At 71.2% G+C, this 16850-nt stretch carries 15 protein-coding genes; 8 read left to right on the plus strand and 7 right to left on the minus strand.

Annotated features, from left to right (window positions below; genetic code table 11):
* The first annotated feature begins 41 nt into the window (after positions 1-41).
* Positions 42-959: a 1-aminocyclopropane-1-carboxylate deaminase/D-cysteine desulfhydrase gene (locus OEIGOIKO_RS13930; RefSeq protein WP_125054322.1), complete on the plus strand. Its 918-nt coding sequence runs from the start codon at positions 42-44 to the stop codon at positions 957-959.
* 70 nt (positions 960-1029) lie between these two features.
* Here the strand turns inward: OEIGOIKO_RS13930 and OEIGOIKO_RS13935 are convergent, their stop codons facing one another.
* Positions 1030-2634 (minus strand): Na+/H+ antiporter, encoded by a 1605-nt coding sequence (locus tag OEIGOIKO_RS13935; RefSeq protein ID WP_125054323.1) that lies wholly within the window; start codon positions 2632-2634, stop codon positions 1030-1032.
* A 106-nt stretch (positions 2635-2740) separates the two neighbouring features.
* On the opposite strand from OEIGOIKO_RS13935, the gene OEIGOIKO_RS13940 reads away from it, so the two are divergent.
* The 4 genes from OEIGOIKO_RS13940 to OEIGOIKO_RS13955 all read left to right on the plus strand — a co-directional run bounded on the left by OEIGOIKO_RS13940 (position 2741) and on the right by OEIGOIKO_RS13955 (position 5354).
* On the plus strand, positions 2741-3001 hold the full coding sequence (locus tag OEIGOIKO_RS13940; protein ID WP_125054324.1) for a UBP-type zinc finger domain-containing protein: 261 nt from the start codon (positions 2741-2743) through the stop codon (positions 2999-3001).
* 196 nt (positions 3002-3197) lie between these two features.
* A complete protein-coding gene (locus OEIGOIKO_RS13945) occupies positions 3198-3686 on the plus strand; it encodes a GNAT family N-acetyltransferase (protein WP_125054325.1) in 489 nt (162 codons plus the stop codon).
* Positions 3687-3955: 269 nt separating this feature from the next.
* Positions 3956-4369: an ATP-binding protein gene (locus OEIGOIKO_RS13950; protein ID WP_003985353.1), complete on the plus strand. Its 414-nt coding sequence runs from the start codon at positions 3956-3958 to the stop codon at positions 4367-4369.
* Positions 4370-4412: 43 nt separating this feature from the next.
* Positions 4413-5354 carry an RNA polymerase sigma factor SigF gene (locus tag OEIGOIKO_RS13955; RefSeq protein WP_031001162.1) on the plus strand — a complete coding sequence of 314 codons (942 nt, stop codon included), beginning with the start codon at positions 4413-4415 and terminating at the stop codon, positions 5352-5354.
* 295 nt (positions 5355-5649) lie between these two features.
* Here OEIGOIKO_RS13955 and OEIGOIKO_RS43760 read toward each other — a convergent pair whose 3' ends face one another.
* Positions 5650-6189, minus strand: coding sequence for a hypothetical protein (locus OEIGOIKO_RS43760; RefSeq protein WP_371859021.1), 540 nt, complete (start codon positions 6187-6189; stop codon positions 5650-5652).
* Positions 6190-6364: 175 nt separating this feature from the next.
* Between OEIGOIKO_RS43760 and OEIGOIKO_RS13965 the strand changes: the two genes are divergently transcribed.
* Together OEIGOIKO_RS13965 and OEIGOIKO_RS13970 are read left to right on the plus strand one after the other, a co-directional pair.
* Complete coding sequence (locus tag OEIGOIKO_RS13965) at positions 6365-7333, plus strand: diacylglycerol/lipid kinase family protein (RefSeq protein ID WP_125054326.1); 969 nt, start codon at positions 6365-6367, stop codon at positions 7331-7333.
* Positions 7334-7654: 321 nt separating this feature from the next.
* Positions 7655-7912: a WhiB family transcriptional regulator gene (locus tag OEIGOIKO_RS13970; RefSeq protein WP_003983230.1), complete on the plus strand. Its 258-nt coding sequence runs from the start codon at positions 7655-7657 to the stop codon at positions 7910-7912.
* 551 nt (positions 7913-8463) lie between these two features.
* Here OEIGOIKO_RS13970 and OEIGOIKO_RS13975 read toward each other — a convergent pair.
* A complete protein-coding gene (locus OEIGOIKO_RS13975) occupies positions 8464-9933 on the minus strand; it encodes a sensor histidine kinase (protein ID WP_125054327.1) in 1470 nt (489 codons plus the stop codon).
* Positions 9934-10917: 984 nt separating this feature from the next.
* Positions 10918-11967, minus strand: a complete 1050-nt coding sequence (locus tag OEIGOIKO_RS13985; protein ID WP_246177995.1) for an SIS domain-containing protein — start codon at positions 11965-11967, stop codon at positions 10918-10920.
* 506 nt (positions 11968-12473) lie between these two features.
* Here OEIGOIKO_RS13985 and nagB point away from each other — a divergent pair.
* Complete coding sequence (gene nagB, locus OEIGOIKO_RS13990) at positions 12474-13256, plus strand: glucosamine-6-phosphate deaminase (RefSeq protein ID WP_125054329.1); 783 nt, start codon at positions 12474-12476, stop codon at positions 13254-13256.
* A gap of 151 nt (positions 13257-13407) precedes the next feature.
* Here the strand turns inward: nagB and OEIGOIKO_RS13995 are convergent, their stop codons facing one another.
* From OEIGOIKO_RS13995 to OEIGOIKO_RS14005, 3 genes are read right to left on the minus strand one after another with little or no spacing between them, the layout of a single operon-like run.
* Positions 13408-14952 (minus strand): glycoside hydrolase family 3 protein, encoded by a 1545-nt coding sequence (locus OEIGOIKO_RS13995; protein ID WP_125054330.1) that lies wholly within the window; start codon positions 14950-14952, stop codon positions 13408-13410.
* Between the two features lie 8 nt (positions 14953-14960).
* Entirely contained in the window at positions 14961-15791 is an 831-nt protein-coding gene (locus tag OEIGOIKO_RS14000; protein ID WP_125054331.1) for a carbohydrate ABC transporter permease, read from the minus strand.
* Complete coding sequence (locus OEIGOIKO_RS14005; RefSeq protein ID WP_125054332.1) at positions 15788-16771, minus strand: carbohydrate ABC transporter permease; 984 nt, start codon at positions 16769-16771, stop codon at positions 15788-15790. The genes OEIGOIKO_RS14000 and OEIGOIKO_RS14005 overlap by 4 nt, the downstream gene beginning before the upstream one ends.
* Positions 16772-16850 lie beyond the last annotated feature (79 nt).

Raw genomic sequence — 16850 nt, forward strand, 5'->3', positions numbered from 1 at the left:
GTCGGGTGAAGCAGCGCCCGCCGGCACGCGACAATGGCCGGGTGACCTCCGCCGTCCCCGACCTCGCCGCACTGCGGCCGCGCCTGCCGTCCCCCCTCCAGCACGTCGAGGACGGACGGTTCGCGCGCCGCGGTGTGCGGCTGCTGCTCAAACGGGACGACCTGATCCACCCCGAGCTGCCCGGCAACAAGTGGCGCAAGCTGGAGCTGAACCTGCGGGCGGCGGCCGAGGCCGGCGCGCACACGCTGCTCACGTTCGGCGGCGCGTACTCCAACCATCTGCGCGCCACCGCCGCGGCCGGCCGCCTCCTGGGGTTCGCGACGATCGGCGTCATACGCGGCGCGGAACTGGCGGACAAGCCGCTGAACCCGTCCCTGGCGCGCTGCGCCGCCGACGGCATGCGCCTGCACTTCGTCGACCGCGCCGCCTACCGCCGCAAGGCCGAGCCGGAGACCGCCGCCGCCCTCCGGGAACGCTTCGGCCCGTATTACGCCGTACCGGAAGGGGGCAGCAACGCCCTCGCCGTCCAGGGCTGCACGGCCCTGGGCCGGGAACTGCACGGCGCGTCGGACGTCGTCGCTGTCGCCTGCGGCACCGGCGGCACACTGGCGGGCCTGGCCGCCGGCCTGGCACCGGACCAGCGGGCCCTCGGGATACCCGTCCTCAAGGGCGGCACACCGCACTTCCTCGCCGCGGAGACCGAACGCCTCCAGTACGCGGCCTTCGGCGGCCGGCGCGGCACCTGGGACCTGGACGACCGCTTCCACTGCGGCGGATACGCCCGCCGCACCCCCGAACTGGACGCCTTCGCCGCCGACTTCGAGGACCGGCACGGAATACCCCTGGAACGCCTCTACGTCGCCAAACTCCTCCTGGGCCTGACGACCCTGGCCCAGGAAGGCGCCTTCCCGCCCGGCAGCACCGTCACGGCGGTCGTGACAGGGGCCCCGACCCCGTAAAAGCCGCAGCCCTCAAGCCGCACGCCGTGCCCGGTGCCCCGTAAGGCGACGCGTCCCCGTCTCGGCAGCTCTAGCCGGCCGCCTCCCGGTACGCCGCGGCCTCCTCCAGGTCCAGCCGCTTCAGCAGCACGCTCATCATCTCGTCGTCGATCCGCCGCTCGTCCCGCAGCCGTACGAACACCTTGCGCTCGGCGTCGATCATCTCGCGCGCCAGCCGCCGGTACGTGTCGTCCGCCGACTCCCCCGTGGTCTCGTGGACCGTACCCAGCCGCTCCCACACCGCGTTGCGTCGCCGTTCCATGACCGTGCGCAGCCGGTCGGCCAGCGGTCCCGGCAGCGCGTTGCGCTCGTCCTCCAGCAGTTCGGCCAGCCGCTGCTCCGCGGCCCGTGACGCCTCGTTCTGCGCCTGCGCCTCGGCGAGCGTCTCGCCCTGTACGTCGCGCGGGGGCAGCCGCAGCGCGCGGATCAGGGGCGGCAGCGTCAGCCCCTGGACGGCGAGGGTGCCGATGACGGTCGTGAAGGTCAAGAAGAGCACCAGGTTGCGCGCCGGGAACCCCTCGCCGGAGTCCTGGACGGTCACCGGGATCGAGAAGGCGATCGCCAGCGACACCACGCCGCGCATCCCGGCCCACCCGACGATCACCGGCGCCTTCCAGTTCGTACCGGGTTCACGGGTGCGGATGCGTTCGGACAGCACGCGCGGCAGGAACGTCGCGGGGAAGACCCAGACGAACCGGGTGAGCACCACGACCAGGAAGACCACGACGGCGTACCAGGCGGCCTCGGCGCCGCTGAACTCGCCGAGCCCGCGCAGTACGACCGGCAGTTGCAGCCCGATCAGCGCGAAAACCGACGACTCCAGCACGAAGGAGACCATCTTCCACACGGCCTCCTCCTGGAGCCGCGTCTCGAAGTCGACCTGCCAGGAGCGGTGCCCGAGATAGAGCGCGACCACGACGACCGCCAGCACACCGGACGCCCCGAACTCCTCGGCGACCTGGTAGGCCACGAACGGGATGAGCAGCGCCAGGGTGTTCTCCAGCAGCGGCGCGTCCCGCAGCCGGCAGCGCAGCCAGTGCAGCGGGATCATCAGCACCACCCCGACGCCGATGCCGCCGAGCGCCGCGACCGCGAACTCGCGGATGCCGTCGGTCCAGGTCGCGCCCACCCCCGCGGCGGCGGCCACCGCCACCTTGTACGCGGTGATCGCGGTGGCGTCGTTGACCAGCGACTCGCCCTGAAGGATGGTCGTGATCCGGTTCGGCAGGCGCAGTCTGCGGGCGATGGCGGTGGCGGCCACGGCGTCCGGCGGCGCGATCACCGCACCGAGGACGAGTGCCGCCGCCAGCGGCAGGTCGGGGATCATCAGGTAGGCGACGTACCCGACGGCGACCGTCGCGAAGAGCACATAGCCGACCGACAGCAGCGCCACCGGCCGCAGGTTGGCCCGCAGGTCCAGGTAGGAGCTCTCCAGTGCCGCGGTGTGCAGCAGCGGGGGCAGCAGCAGCGGCAGCACGATGTGCGGATCGAGTGTGTAATCCGGTACGCCCGGGATGTAGGACGCCACCAGGCCGGTGACGACGAGCAGCAGTGGCCCCGGTACGGGCGTGCGCCGGGCGGCCCCGGCGACCGCCGCGCTCCCCGCGACCAGCAGCAGTAGTGGCATCACGTCCATCGGTCCCGACCGTCCTGTCCTGTTCCACCGTGGCCGGCCCGTGCCGCCCCGGTCGCCGTCGCGGCCGCCTGTGCCGCGCCCGCTCCGGCGATCTAACCTGGCAATCATGAGCGAGTGCCCGCATGTTCCCGGTCTGCCGCGCCCCGAACCCGCCGCGCTGAGCGCCACCTGCCCCGAGTGCGAGGCGGTCGGCAGCCATCCCGTACAGCTGCGGCTGTGCCTGGTGTGCGGCCACGTCGGCTGCTGCGACTCCTCGCCGTTCCGGCACGCGACGGCGCACTACGCGGCGACCGGCCACGCGGTGATGCGCTCGTACGAGCCGGGCGAGAGCTGGCGGTGGTGCTTCGTCGACGAGACCGTCGTCTGAGCCGGCACCGAGACCGCCGGCCGGGCCGACGCCGAGACCGTGGACCGGGCCGACCGTCCGTGAGAGCCGGCGGGGCCCCCGCCCGCGCGGCCACCGTGCCGCCTTCCGTCCCCTTTGGGCGCCTTGCGCAGGCCCGGTCCGCCGCGATCACCGCACCCCGGGGCCGGATGTCAGTGCCGCCCGCTAGCCTTCAGGCATGATCCGCACCGCGACGGTCGACGACGTACCCGTCATCCACACGATGATCCGCGAGCTGGCCGAGTACGAGCGGGCCCGCGAGTCCGCGAAGGCCACCGAGGCGCAGCTGCGCGAGGCGCTCTTCGGCGCGCATCCGGCGGCGTTCGCGCTCATAGCCGAGGACGCCGAGGGCCCGGTCGGCTTCGCCCTGTGGTTCCGGAACTTCTCGACGTGGACGGGCACGCACGGTGTCTATCTGGAGGATCTCTACGTCCGTCCGGAGGCGCGCGGCGGCGGCCACGGCAAGGCGCTCCTCACGGCGCTCGCGGAGATCTGCACGGAGCGCGGCTACGAGCGTTTCGAGTGGTCAGTCCTGGATTGGAACGAACCGTCCATCGGTTTTTACCGGTCGATCGGCGCCGAACCCATGGACGGATGGACCGTCTTCCGGCTCACTGGAGATGCGCTGCACAACCTTGCGGGCGTCTCGAACGTCAACGCAGCGTAACTGGTTCCGATTTGGCGGTGCAGACCCCTAGCCACTGTCCGTACCCGTAGGCTTACAATGAGTGACAGTCGTAGGACTGCGGGACGCTGTGAGTCCAGCCGTCGTACCGGAAGCCGGCGCTGCCTCTTCCGGGCGACATCGCCCCGCAGATCGCGATAGCGTCGCAGGCGAACCATGTGCCGCGCCGGATCGTTCTCCTCTTGTCACGAGAGGGGCCGCGACCGGCGCGAATATCAGCTCAACCAGCTTGTGTCACCTTGGAGGTGAGGGTGTCCCAGATCGCAGGCGAGCCCGGGACCCAGGACTTCGTGGAAGTCCGGCTGCCCGCTGCGGGTGCCTACCTGTCGGTGCTGCGTACGGCCACGGCCGGACTCGCAGCCCGCTTGGACTTCACCCTCGACGAGATCGAGGATCTGCGGATCGCCGTGGACGAGGCGTGCGCGATTCTTCTGCAACAGGCCGTGCCGGGCTCCGTACTGAGCTGCGTCTTCCGCCTGATCGACGACGCGCTGCAGGTGACCGTCTCGGCCCCGACGACCGACGGCCGCGCCCCCGAGCGCGACACCTTCGCCTGGACGGTGCTCTCCGCGCTGGCCGGCAAGGTCGACTCCACCGTCGCGGAGGACCGTACGGTCACCATCAGCCTGTACAAGGAGCGCGGCGCCGGTCCCGGACCGTCATGACCGAACAGGGGGCCCCGTGAAGGATCTTGAAAGCGGCACGCGGATGGCGCCCGTCACGGCCATCCCCGAGCAGCATCATGCCCGGCCGCAACCGGTGGGCGCGGATGACCACGGCGGCCGTTTGGACGCGGCGGAGCAGGCAGAGCGGGCGGACCACATGGACCAGAGCGAGAACAAGCGGAACGAGCGCGATCCGCACACCCCGCACCACCCCCATGACCCTCACGACCCCCATGACCGCAGCGGCGCGCGGGCGATGTTCTACGAGCTCCGCAAGCTGCCCGACGGATCGGCGGAGCGCGCCGAGCTGCGCAACACGCTCGTGCGGATGCATCTGCCGCTCGTCGAGCACCTGGCCCGGCGCTTCCGCAACCGCGGCGAGCCGCTGGACGACCTGACCCAGGTCGCCACCATCGGCCTGATCAAGTCCGTGGACCGCTTCGACCCCGACCGTGGCGTGGAGTTCTCCACGTACGCCACGCCCACGGTCGTCGGCGAGATCAAGCGGCACTTCCGCGACAAGGGCTGGGCGGTCCGGGTGCCCCGCCGCCTCCAGGAGCTGCGGCTGTCGCTGACCACCGCGACCGCCGAGCTGTCGCAGCGGCACGGCCGCTCCCCCACGGTCCACGAGCTCGCCGAGCACCTGGCGATCTCCGAGGAGGAGGTCCTGGAGGGCCTGGAGTCGGCCAACGCGTACAGCACCTTGTCCCTGGACGTGCCGGACACCGACGACGAGTCACCGGCCGTCGCCGACACCCTGGGCGCCGAGGACGAGGCGCTGGAGGGCGTCGAGTACCGCGAGTCGCTCAAGCCGCTGCTGGAGGATCTGCCACCGCGGGAGAAGAAGATCCTGCTGCTGCGCTTCTTCGGCAACATGACCCAGTCGCAGATCGCCCAGGAGGTCGGCATCTCCCAGATGCACGTCTCCCGCCTGCTGGCCCGCACCCTGGCCCAGCTCCGCGACAAGCTCCTGGTGGAGGAGTAGCCCGGCGGCTGCGGAAGCTTCGGTACCCGCACCCGCACCACCGCCACCGCCCCGGCCTCGACGTCCGAGCCGGGGCGCCGTGCGTGGGGCGCCGTTCTACGTCGCGGGGTGGGCGTCGTACGACGTACGGCGCGCGCACCTCGTACGGGCCATCCGCAGCCCGGAAGCAGGCCCGCACTCACGCGCCCGGGCGCCCGGCCACGAACCGCCTTCCGGCCACCCACAGCAGCCCTGAACCTCACCCTGGGCACGCTCTCCGGCCGGCCGCAGGAGGCCGGGCCTCAGCCCCAGCCCTTCACTCCCTGGGAGTGATCCCCAGCGCCTCGGTGGCCGTCGGATTCACCAGCAGCCCGAGTACGGCGATCGCGACCACCGCCAGGCCCACACCGGCCGCGATCAGCGCGCCGCCGCCGTTGATCAGCGTCCAGGCCACCGGGAACGCCACGATCTGGGTGATGAGCGACGGCCCTCGGCTCCAGCGGCGCCGCAGCCACAGTCCGCGTGCCGCGACCAGCGGCAGCACCGCCAGCGCGATCACGGTCAGGCCGCCCGTCTCCGCCTGGCGGGGGCTGTCGGGCGAGCCGGTCAGCCCGTCGATGAGCATGTAGACGCCGAGGGCGGCCAGCGCCACACCTTCGACGGCGGTGAGCACCGCGGCGGCGCTGAGCCGGGCCGGCCGCGGCCCACTCGGCCCGGCGGCGGCGGTGGCGCCGGCCTTGGCGTCCGGCCGCTGCCCGGCCGCCTTGCCGCCTTTCCCGCTCTTTCCGCCCTTCCCGGTCTTCTCGACCGCCCCGGACTTTCCGCCCGATCCGGCCTTCGCGCCCCCGGCCTGCACGTTCTCCCCGCCCGGCTTGCTGCCCCGCGTCGCCTCGGCCGGCCGGGAGGGCTTGGCCGCCTTGGCCGCGGGCCGTTTCTGCTTACTGCTCACCCCAGCAGGGTAGCCCCGGGGCCTCCTCCGCACGGCGGGCAGGGAGTGAGTCGGGTACCGGCAGGTAGGTACCCTGCTGCACATGCGCGCACTTCTCGTGGTCAATCCCGCAGCTACCACCACCAGTGCGCGTACGCGTGAAGTCCTCACCCACGCGCTGGCCAGTGACCTGAAGCTGGAGGTCGCCGAGACCCGCTACCGCGGACACGCCCGGGACCTGGCCCGGCAGGCGGCCGAGGGCGGTCAGATCGAGCTGGTCGTCGCGCTCGGCGGCGACGGCACGGTGAACGAGGTCGTCAACGGTCTGCTGACGCACGGCCCCGCCCCCGAGTCCCTCCCGCGCCTGGCCGTCGTCCCCGGCGGCTCCACCAATGTCTTCGCCCGGGCCCTCGGCCTGCCCAACGACGTCGTCGAGGCGACCGGTGCCCTCCTGGACGCGCTGCGTGACGGCAGCGAACGCACGGTCGGCCTCGGCCTGGCCGCCGGCACGCCCGGCACGGAGGACGAGGGGGTACCGGCCCGCTGGTTCACGTTCTGCGCGGGCTTCGGCTTCGACGCGGGCGTGGTCGGCCGGGTCGAACAGCAGCGGGAGCGGGGCAAGCGTTCGACGCACTCGCTCTACATGCGGCAGGTGCTGCGCCAGTACGTCGGCGAGTCGAACCGCCGGCACGGCACGATCACGCTGGAGCGCCCGGGCGAGGACCCGGTGGAACAGCTGGTCATGTCGATAATCTGCAACACCGCCCCCTGGACCTACCTGGGCAATCGCCCGGTCTACCCGGCCCCGGCGGCTTCCTTCGACACGGCGCTCGACGTGTTCGCCCTGTCCAAACTGTCCGCATCTGCGGTGACCCGCTACGCGACCCAGCTCCTGGCGTCAACACCGGAGCGCGGCCCCCGGGGCAAGCATGTGGTCTCGCTCCACGACTTGACGGACTTCACCTTGCATTCGCAGGCGCCGCTGCCCTTCCAGGTGGACGGTGACCACCTAGGGCTCCGTACGAGCGTGACGTTCACAGGCGTTCGCCGTGCACTGCGTGTGATTGTGTGAGCAGTAGGGCCTAAAGTCCTTTCAGTCGAACGTTTAGACTGACTTCCACCCCCTAGAAGTACGGCTGTGACCTAGGCGACACCAAGGAATCAAAAAAAAGTTTCCGGAAGGGGTTGTATCCGTCGCCGAGGTTTGCGAGTCTCTTCATGGCGATCGGGACGGCCGTTTCTACCGGCCCCCTTGAGAGCCCGAATCCTCCTCCTCATTCTTCAGGACCGCACCAGTTCTCAACTGGGGTTCGGCCCTTCCCTTGTGGAGGGATTCGTGAAAGCGTTCACATTCACAAGCAACGATCCCGTCACACGAGGAGATGGAGCAGCCATGGACTGGCGTCACCGCGCCGTTTGCCGCGAGGAAGACCCCGAGCTCTTCTTCCCCATCGGCAACACCGGTCCTGCGCTGCTGCAGATCGAGGAAGCCAAGGCCGTCTGCCGCCGCTGCCCCGTCATGGAGCAGTGCCTGCAGTGGGCGCTTGAGTCCGGCCAGGACTCCGGCGTCTGGGGTGGTCTCAGCGAAGACGAGCGCCGCGCCATGAAGCGCCGTGCAGCTCGCAACCGGGCGCGCAACGCCAGCGCCTGACCGCCAGACGCCCCGTGGCCCCCGAGCCGCAGCGCGCAGTACCCCCGATGCTCCCCCAGCGCCCCGAGCGCCTGGGAGCTCCCCACGCAACGTGAGCTTTGAGCCCCGGACCGGATGGGTCCGGGGCTTACTGCTGTCCGGCCCCGCTGTGGCCGGCGCCTCACCACCGGCCGACCGCCTCGGACTCCCCCGGCACGCCCCGCACCCGCACTCTCACCCGAGTCTCCGTCCGCGCCCTGATCGCGCCTCCGCACGCCCGCGCCCCGCCTTCGTCCGCACCCCAGTTTCCGTCCGCGCCCCCATCGCGCCTCCGCACGCCCCGCCCCGCCTTCGTCCGCACCCCCGGAAAGGTCCGGACCTTCATCTCCCGGGCGGCCCTGGTGACTTACCCCTCCCAGCCGTTGTCCATTCACCGCCCCCGCCGTCACTCTTCCGTTACCTCGTTCTGCTGTACGGCCATTCGGGGGCCGGGGGCACCTGGCGCCCCGGGCTTTTCTCCGGATTTCCCGAATTCCACACTTCCGCCGCTCACTTGATGAGCCGCTCCTTCATCAGTGCTTCTCGGCGCGTACGGGAATGTCGAGAATCACCTGGGTGCCCCGTTCGGTTCCGGGCACCATGTCGAACTTTCCGCCCAACTCACCCTCCACGAGGGTGCGGACGATCTGCAGCCCGAGGTTCCCGGCCCGGTGCGGGTCGAACCCGTCCGGCAGACCACGGCCGTTGTCCTGGACCGTGACCAGCAGGCGGGGCTCCGTACGGCTGCCGCCGCGGACCGCGCCCACCTCGACGGTCCCCTGGTCACCCGGCACGAAGGCGTGTTCGAGGGCGTTCTGCAGGATCTCCGTGAGGACCATGGAGAGCGGGGTGGCGACCTCGGCGTCGAGTATGCCGAAACGGCCCGTGCGGCGGGTGGTCACAGCACCCGGCGCGATCTCGGCGACCATCGCCAGCACCCGGTCGGCGATCTCGTCGAACTCGACACGCTCGTCCAGGTTCTGGGACAGCGTCTCGTGCACGATCGCGATCGAACCGACCCTGCGTACGGCCTCGTTGAGCGCCTCGCGCCCCTGTTCGGAGTCCATCCGGCGGGACTGGAGGCGCAGCAGGGCGGCGACGGTCTGCAGATTGTTCTTCACCCGGTGGTGGATCTCCCGGATGGTGGCGTCCTTGGTGATCAGTTCCCGTTCGCGGCGCCGGAGTTCGGTGACGTCGCGCAGCAGGACCAGCGAACCGATGTGCGTGCCCTTGGGTTTGAGCGGGATGGCGCGCAGCTGGATCACCCCGTCCTCGCCCTCGACCTCGAACTCCCGGGGCGCCCAGCCGCTGGCCAGCTTGACCAGCGCCTCGTCGACGGGGCCGCGCGCGGGTGCCAGTTCGGCGGTGGCCCGGCCGAGGTGGTGTCCCACGAGGTCGGCGGCGAGGCCGAGGCGGTGGTAGGCGGAGAGCGCGTTCGGGCTGGCGTACTGGACGACACCGTCCGCGTCCAGCCGGATCAGCCCGTCGCCGGCCCGCGGCGAGGCGTCCATGTCGACCTGCTGCCCGGGGAAGGGAAAGGATCCTGCAGCGATCATCTGGGCGAGGTCCGAGGCGCTCTGGAGGTACGTGAGTTCCAGCCGGCTCGGCGTCCGTACCGTCAGCAGGTTCGTGTTCCGCGCGATCACGCCCAGTACCCGGCCCTCGCGGCGCACCGGGATCGACTCGACGCGTACCGGCACCTCCTCGCGCCACTCGGGGTCGCCCTCCCGTACGATCCGTCCCTCGTCCAGGGCGGAATCGAGCATCGGACGGCGGCCCCGCGGAACGAGGTGGCCGACCATGTCGTCCTGGTAGGAGGTCGGGCCCGTGTTGGGCCGCATCTGGGCGACGGAGACGTACCGTGTGCCGTCGAGGGTCGGCACCCACAGCACCAGGTCGGCGAAGGACAGGTCGGAGAGCAGCTGCCACTCCGAGACCAGCAGGTGCAGCCACTCCAGGTCGGAGTCGCTGAGGGCGGTGTGCTGGCGTACGAGATCGTTCATGGAGGGCACGCCTTGGAGCCTACCGGCGTACGGTGTAGGTGTTGTCCTTGCAAGGCCATGGACAGATCTGATTGGTCTAGTCCACAATGAGTCGGTACCGCACCCCGTGAGGGGCGGCCCCCGGGCCCGCGGTACCGGCACGAAGACTTCGCGAACCTCCAGAAACCTCCGCTCTCCCCGCACAGGAGAGTGGAAAGAGGCCCGAGCGCTCTCTGCCCTGACTGCGCGACGGCCTCCAATCGACCGGCCTCTGGGCAGGCGGATGTTCCTACCGCACGTGGGACGCCTCCTGCCGCCGGGCCGGCCGATGAAGCTCCGGGCTGCGGTGCCGGACAGGTTGAGGGTCCTGTCCCGGCGCCGCGGCCCGCGGGTGTCCCCGGCCCGGCCGAGCACCCGCCCCTCGCTTCCCCTCTACTCTTCCCGCGCCGAGCCGTCCTCCCCTCCCCCGTCGCTCCGTCCGGCGGGCCAGGCGGCCATCGCGAGTTCGGCGACCCGTTCCAGCGTCGTACGGTCCGCACCGTCCCGCGCCTGCTGTGAAAGCCCTGGAGCACGGTCGTGCCGTAGGTCGCGAGAGCGTGTGCGTCAGTACCGCCGGGCAGCTCACCGCTCCGGATGTCGTCCCGGATCCGCCCTTCGAGCAGTTCCACGGTCTGGGCTCGGCGCTCCTGAGGGCTGCCCGATCTGCGGATCTGCGGATCTGCGGATCTGCGGATCTGCGGCTCGGGCAGAGTTTTCTGTCAGGTGCCGTTCTCCGGTCAGCGACTTTGCCGCTCGTAGACGGTCTGTCCGGGACCGGACCGCTCGGGCTGGTCCGGTAGCGGCACCCCCGCTCGGGGCCGGGGTCTGCGGGCCGGGGCCGGCAGCCGGCGGTTGGCCGTCCGGCGACTGCGGGCTGCGGCAGGGCCGTCTGGGGTTGGCTTGTGGGTGTGGGGCAAGACCAGGAGGTCTGGTGTTGGAGGGGAGGGCGGGGCGGGAGGGGGTGGGTCAGTGGGTTTTGGTGACCTTGGCCAGGGAGCGGGGGGCGTCGGGGTCCTGGCCTCGGGCGAGGGTCACCTCGTAGGCGAGCATTTGGAGGGGGAGGATTTCGAGGAGCGGCTGGAGTTCCTCGGCCACGCCTTCGGTCGGCAGGGCGAAGCCCGCCGCGGCCCGGTCGACCTCGGCGTGGCTGCCGATGACCACCAGGTCGGCGCCCCGGTCGCGCAGGCGTTCCAGTACGGGCCGCAGTGCCTCGCCGCCCTTGCCGTCGGTGACGATCGCGATCACCGGGGAGATGTTGTCGACCATGGCGAGCGGGCCGTGCAGGAGGTCCGCGCCGGAATAGGAGAGGGCGGGGATGTAGCTCGTCTCCATGAGCTTCAGGGCGGCTTCCTTGGCCGTCGGGTAGCCGTAGCCACGCGAGGTGAGCACCATGCGCTCCGCGAAGCGGTAGCGGGCGGCGAGTGCCTTGACCTCGGCGTGGCGGGCGAGGACGGACTCGGCGAGGTCCGGCAGCGCCTTGGCGGCCAGGTCGCCCGCGGCGTGCGGGCCCGGGTGGCCCCAGCTGTCGCGCAGGCCGTCGACGAAGAGGTAGAGGGCGAGGAGCTCGGCCGTGTACGTCTTCGTGGCGGGCAGGGCGCGTTCCGGGCCGGCCAGGATGTCGAGGTGGAACTCGCTGACGGCGGCGAGTGCCGAGTCGGCGTTGTTGGTCACCGCGAGGGTGATCGCGCCGCCCTCGCGGGCGGCCCGGGTCGACGCGACGAGGTCGGGTGATCCGCCGGACTGGCTGACCGTGACGACCAGGCAGTCCCTGAGATCGGGCCGTGCGCCGTAGGCGGTGGTCGTGGACATGGAGGTGAGACCGCAGGGCATGCCGAGCCGCACTTCGAAGAGGTACTTGGCGTAGAGGGCCGCGTTGTCCGACGTACCGCGCGCGGTGAACAGGACGAACCTCGGCCGGCGGGCGGCGACCTGTTCGGCGACGGTACGGATGGGTGATGTGCCCTCGGCGAGGATGCGGCGCAGGACGTCGGGCTGTTCGGCCATCTCGGCGGCCATGTGGCGGCCGGGTCGGCCGTCGGACCAGTCGTCAGGCCGATCGTCGAACCGTTCGTCAGGCCGGTCGTCGGAGTCGTCGTGCAGCGTGTGGTTCACCGTGTCGGACATCCTGGCCGCCTCCTGTGGTCTGCCGTGCCCGCGTGCCGTTCGTGTGCCGTTCACGCACCGTGCCCGCGGCGCCCGGCGGAACGTCTGTGCGCGTCCGTCGCGCAGCTGTCACGTATCGCGTAACCCTGAAGTGGCCGCCGCACCCGTAGCGGCCGTAATAGCCGTAGTGACCGGGGCGGGCGTGGAGGCCGCGGTGTCCGCCGTCAGTCGACCACGTGCGCCCCCGTCCCCGCCACCGCACCCGGGCCCGCCCAGCCGCCCCGGTCCGCCGCCCTCCGTACCCCCGGTTGGCCCGCTGTTCAGTTGCGGGCCGTCTGATGTCTCCGGGGGTGCTGGGGCGAGCTCTGGTAGATTGGTCTATACCACACGAGTCCATTCTCCAGATCGGCAGGCAAAGCGTGGAAGTTGTCATCGTCCCGGACGCCAAGGCAGGCGGCGAGCTGATCGCGGAGGCCATCGCCGCCCTGGTGCGCCGTAAGCCCGAGGCGCTGTTGGGTGTGGCCACTGGATCGACTCCGCTGCCCGTCTACGAAGCGCTGGCGGGCACGGTCCGCGGCGGTGGCGTGGACGTCTCGCGTGCCCGCATCTGCCAGCTCGACGAGTACGTCGGACTGCCGGCCGGGCACCCCGAGTCGTACCGCTCCGTGGTGCTGCGCGAGGTCGTGGAGCCGCTGGGGCTCGGCGAGGACGCCTTCATGGGGCCGGACGGCACCGCGGCGGACGTGCAGGCGGCCTGTGAGGCGTACGACCGTGCGCTGGGCGAGGCCGGCGGCGTGGACCTCCAGCTGCTGGGCATCGGCACCGACGGGCACATCGGCTTCAACGAGCCGTGCTCCTCGCTCGCGTCCCGTACCCGTATCAAGACGCTGACGCAGCAGACCCGGGAGGACAACGCCCGGTTCTTCGACAGCCTGGAGGAGGTGCCGCACCACGTCATCACCCAGGGCATCGGCACCATCCTGGAGGCCCGCCACCTGGTGCTGCTGGCCACCGGCGAGGGCAAGGCGGACGCCGTCGCGCAGTCCGTCGAGGGGCCGGTCTCCGCGCTGGTGCCGGCCTCCGCGCTCCAGCTGCACCCGCACGCCACGGTCGTGGTCGACGAGGCCGCCGCGTCCAAGCTGAAGCTGGCCGACTACTTCCGCGCCACGTACGCCGCCAAGCCGGAGTGGCAGGGTCTGTAGGCAGCACACGGACAGCGGACCGCGGGCAGCGGACCGCTGTCGCACACGACGTGGCCGGGGCACCCATCAGGGCGCCCCGGCCACGTCGTGTCACGCGTGAGACGCGTGTTCCCGCCGGGCCGCGGCTCCCCTTCCGCGGCCCGGCGGGGGCTCAGCCACCCGCGATGACCTCCGCGGCGGCGCGGCCGCAGACGCGGGCCGCGCCATGGGTGGCGATGTGCAGGGCACCGCGCGGCGGCGCCTGCGGCAGGCCCATCTCGACGACCACCGTGTCCGGGCGGGCATCGAGCAGGGCGTCCAGGGCGGCCGCCATCCAGGCGTGCCGGTGGACGTCGCGGACGACGGCGACGATCCGCCGCTCCCCCGCCGCCCGCAGGATGTCCTCGGTCCGGGCGCGCGTGTCGGCCGCGGCGTCGCCGGGACTGCCGTACGTGCCGGTCTCGGTGCCGGGGACCAGGCGGGCCAGCTCGGCCGCGACTCCCCAGGGCGTCTCGTCACCGACGGCGATGTTGGCGACAGGCGTGAAGGCCGCGACATAGGCGGGCGCGGTGAGCGGTTCGTACGGCCCGTTGCGGGTGACGCGCAGTGCGCGGCGGGCCGCGACGAGACCGGCCTCGGGTGCGGGCGCGACCCCTCGCTCCCCAGGGAGGGTCCCCTGTGTCGCGCCCGCACTCCGGGTCCACCGCGCCAGGGCGCGGACCCGTGCTGCCGCGTCGGCGAGCCGCTTCTCCGACAGCTCTCCGTCGCGTACCGCCCTCACCAAGGCGTCGCGCAGCCGCAGCACGGTGGCTTCGTCGGCCAGTCCCCCGCCGACACAGATGGCGTCCGCCCCGGCGCCGATGGCCAGGACGCTGCCCCGTTCGATGCCGTACGTCGCGGAGATGGCCTGCATCTCCATGCCGTCGGTGACGATCAGGCCGTCGAAGCCGAGGCCGCCCTCGGAGGCGGGGGCGCGCAGCAGGCCGGTGAGCACGTTGCGGCTCAGGGTGGCGGGCAGGGTGCCGTCCAGGGCCGGGAGCAGGATGTGCGCGCTCATCACGGCCTTGGTGCCGGCGGCGATGGCGGCGCGGAAGGGCACCAGTTCGCGTTCCTGGAGGGTGCGCAGCTCGGCGGCGATGTGCGGTACGTCGTGGTGGGAGTCGACGGCGGTGTCGCCGTGGCCGGGGAAGTGCTTGGCGCAGGCGGCGACGCCGGCGGACTGGAGGCCTTCGACGTAGGCGGCGGTGTGCCGGGCGACCAGCTCGGGGTCGGCGCCGAAGGAGCGGACGCCGATGACCGGGTTGGACGGGTTGGAGTTGACGTCGGCGGACGGCGCCCAGTTCAGGTTGACGCCGCACTCGGCGAGGCGGCGGCCGAGCTCGCGGGCCACGTCGTGGGTGAGCCGGGTGTCGTCGACCGCGCCCAGGGCGAGGTTGCCGGGGAAGGAGGAGCCGCCGCGTACTTCGAGGCGGGTGACGTCGCCGCCCTCCTCGTCGATGGCGACGAGGATGTCGTCGCGTTCGGCCCGCAGCTGGGCGGTGAGCGCGGCGAGCTGTTCGGGTGAGGCGACGTTGCGTCCGAACAGGCCCACCGAGGCGAGGCCCTCGCCGAGCCGGCGCAGCAGCCAGTCGGGCGCCGAGGTGCCGGTGAAGCCGGGCTGGAGGACGGTGAGCGCGTCGCGGGTGAGGGTGTCGGCGGGGTGCAGGAGTGTCGTCATGGCGCGCGTCATCCCTTCACTGCGCCGGCGGTCAGTCCGCTGACCGCCTTGCGTTGCAGGAACAGGAACAGGACCAGGATCGGTACGGCGAAGATGGAGGCGGCGGCCATCGTGGCGCCCCAGTCGTCGCCGAACTGGCTCTGGAACTGCGAGAGCCACAGCGGCAGCGTGCCCTTGTCGGGCTCCTTGTTGAGAACCAGCACCAGCGGGAATTCGTTCCAGGCGGTGATGAAGCCGAACAGCGAGGTGGCCATCAGGCCGGGGGCCAGCAGCGGGAAGATGATCTTCACGAAGGCCTGCCGCCGGGTGCAGCCGTCGACCATCGCGGACTCCTCCAGCTCCTTGGGCACGGCGGCGACGTAGCCGCGCAGCGTCAGGAGCGTGAAGGGCAGCACCATGAGCATGTAGAAGAAGGTCAGCGGCACCAGGCTGTTCAGCATGTCGGCGTCGCGCACGATCATGTAGACCGAGATGACCAGGACCTCCCAGGGCGCCATCTGGGCGACCATGAAGGTCAGGATGATGCCCTTGCGGCCCTTGAAGCGCATCCGGGCGATGGCGAAGGAGCCGCACAGCGCGATCAGCAGCGAGAGGCCGACCGCCAGCACGGTGACGGTGACGGAGTTGCCCACCAGGGTCCAGAAGTTCGGCGCGTTCACGGCGGTCGTGAAGTGCTCGAAGGTGCCGTGGAGCGGGAACCACACCGGGTCCTCGGTGATGATGTCACGGTTCGGCTTGAAGGCCGTGGTGAACATCCAGTACACGGGGAAGACGAATCCGAGGGCGAGCACGATCGCCGTCGCGTTGGGCCAGATGCGGCCGAGCAGTGAGCGGTTCACAGCTCGTCCTCCTCTTGCTTCAGGGTCAGTCGCAGGTAGTACGCGGTCATGGCGAGCAGGACGACGATGGTCAGCAGCGAGATGGCCGCGCCCATGCCGAAGTGGAGGTTGCCGACGCCTTCGGTGAAGGCGTAGATCGGCAGGGTCTCGGTGAGCCGGTCGGGGCCGCCCTCGTTGATCGCGAAGATCTGCGGGAACGCCTTGAAGACCCAGATGACCTCAAGGAACGTCGTCGCCAGGAAGAACGGCTTGAGGAAGGGGAAAGTGACGCTGGTGAAGACCTTCCAGGTGCCGGCGCCGTCCATCCGGGCGGCCTCGTACAGCTCCTTGGGGATGGTCGTGGTCGCGGCGTAGAGGTTCAGCGCCACGAACGGCAGCGACTGCCAGACGATCAGTACGGTGATGACGAAGAAGGTGGACAGCTGGCTGCCGACCCAGTCGAAGCGGGCCATGGAGTGCCAGCCCAGCGCGTCCAGGACCCAGTTGACGACGCCGTAGCGGGCGTCGAAGAGCCACTGGAAGACGGTGGTGGCGGCGATGGCGGGCATCGCCCAGGTCAGGACGAGCGCGACGGACAGCGTCAGGCGCATCTTCTTGCCGAGCTTGGCCAGCAGGAGGCCGATCAGCACGCCCAGCACCATGATCAGGGTGACGTTGACGGCGGTGAAGACGATGGTGCGGAGGGTGACCCGCCAGAACTGCTCGCCCCCCAGGATCTCCGCGTAGTTGTCAAAGCCGCGCCACTCGGTGAGGTGCTGGATCAGCTGCTTCATGTTCAGGTTCTGGAACGAGATGATCAAGTTCCGCACCATGGGCCAGCCCAGGAAGACCGCGGTGGCGGCCAGGGCCGGGATCAGCAGCAGGTAGGGGGCGCTTCTGGCGGCCCGGCCGGTCCCTCGGCCGCGCCGGGGCGGCGGGGCGCCGCCCTTGCCGATCCGCGGCGCGGAGTCTCGAACCGCGTCCTCGATCTGCACTGACATGTCCCGCTCCCCATCACCTGGTCGTGCTCACGCTGGTCGGTCCCGTACGGGGGCCGGGACGGCCGGCTCCCGTACGGAA

Source organism: Streptomyces paromomycinus (assembly GCF_003865155.1).
In the GTDB taxonomy this organism is placed as follows: Bacteria; Actinomycetota; Actinomycetes; order Streptomycetales; family Streptomycetaceae; genus Streptomyces; species Streptomyces chrestomyceticus.

Bases quoted from the DNA above. Each gene is read 5' to 3' on its own strand.
- OEIGOIKO_RS13935 (WP_125054323.1), bottom strand. From the start codon at position 2,634: ATGGACGTGATGCCACTACTGCTGCTGGTCGCGGGGAGCGCGGCGGTC.
- OEIGOIKO_RS13940 (WP_125054324.1), top strand. From the start codon at position 2,741: ATGAGCGAGTGCCCGCATGTTCCCGGTCTGCCGCGCCCCGAACCCGCC.
- OEIGOIKO_RS13945 (WP_125054325.1), top strand. From the start codon at position 3,198: ATGATCCGCACCGCGACGGTCGACGACGTACCCGTCATCCACACGATG.
- OEIGOIKO_RS13955 (WP_031001162.1), top strand. From the start codon at position 4,413: ATGGCGCCCGTCACGGCCATCCCCGAGCAGCATCATGCCCGGCCGCAA.
- OEIGOIKO_RS13965 (WP_125054326.1), top strand. From the start codon at position 6,365: ATGCGCGCACTTCTCGTGGTCAATCCCGCAGCTACCACCACCAGTGCG.
- OEIGOIKO_RS13970 (WP_003983230.1), top strand. From the start codon at position 7,655: ATGGACTGGCGTCACCGCGCCGTTTGCCGCGAGGAAGACCCCGAGCTC.
- OEIGOIKO_RS13975 (WP_125054327.1), bottom strand. From the start codon at position 9,933: ATGAACGATCTCGTACGCCAGCACACCGCCCTCAGCGACTCCGACCTG.
- OEIGOIKO_RS13985 (WP_246177995.1), bottom strand. From the start codon at position 11,967: ATGGCCGCCGAGATGGCCGAACAGCCCGACGTCCTGCGCCGCATCCTC.
- OEIGOIKO_RS13995 (WP_125054330.1), bottom strand. From the start codon at position 14,952: ATGACGACACTCCTGCACCCCGCCGACACCCTCACCCGCGACGCGCTC.
- OEIGOIKO_RS14005 (WP_125054332.1), bottom strand. From the start codon at position 16,771: ATGTCAGTGCAGATCGAGGACGCGGTTCGAGACTCCGCGCCGCGGATC.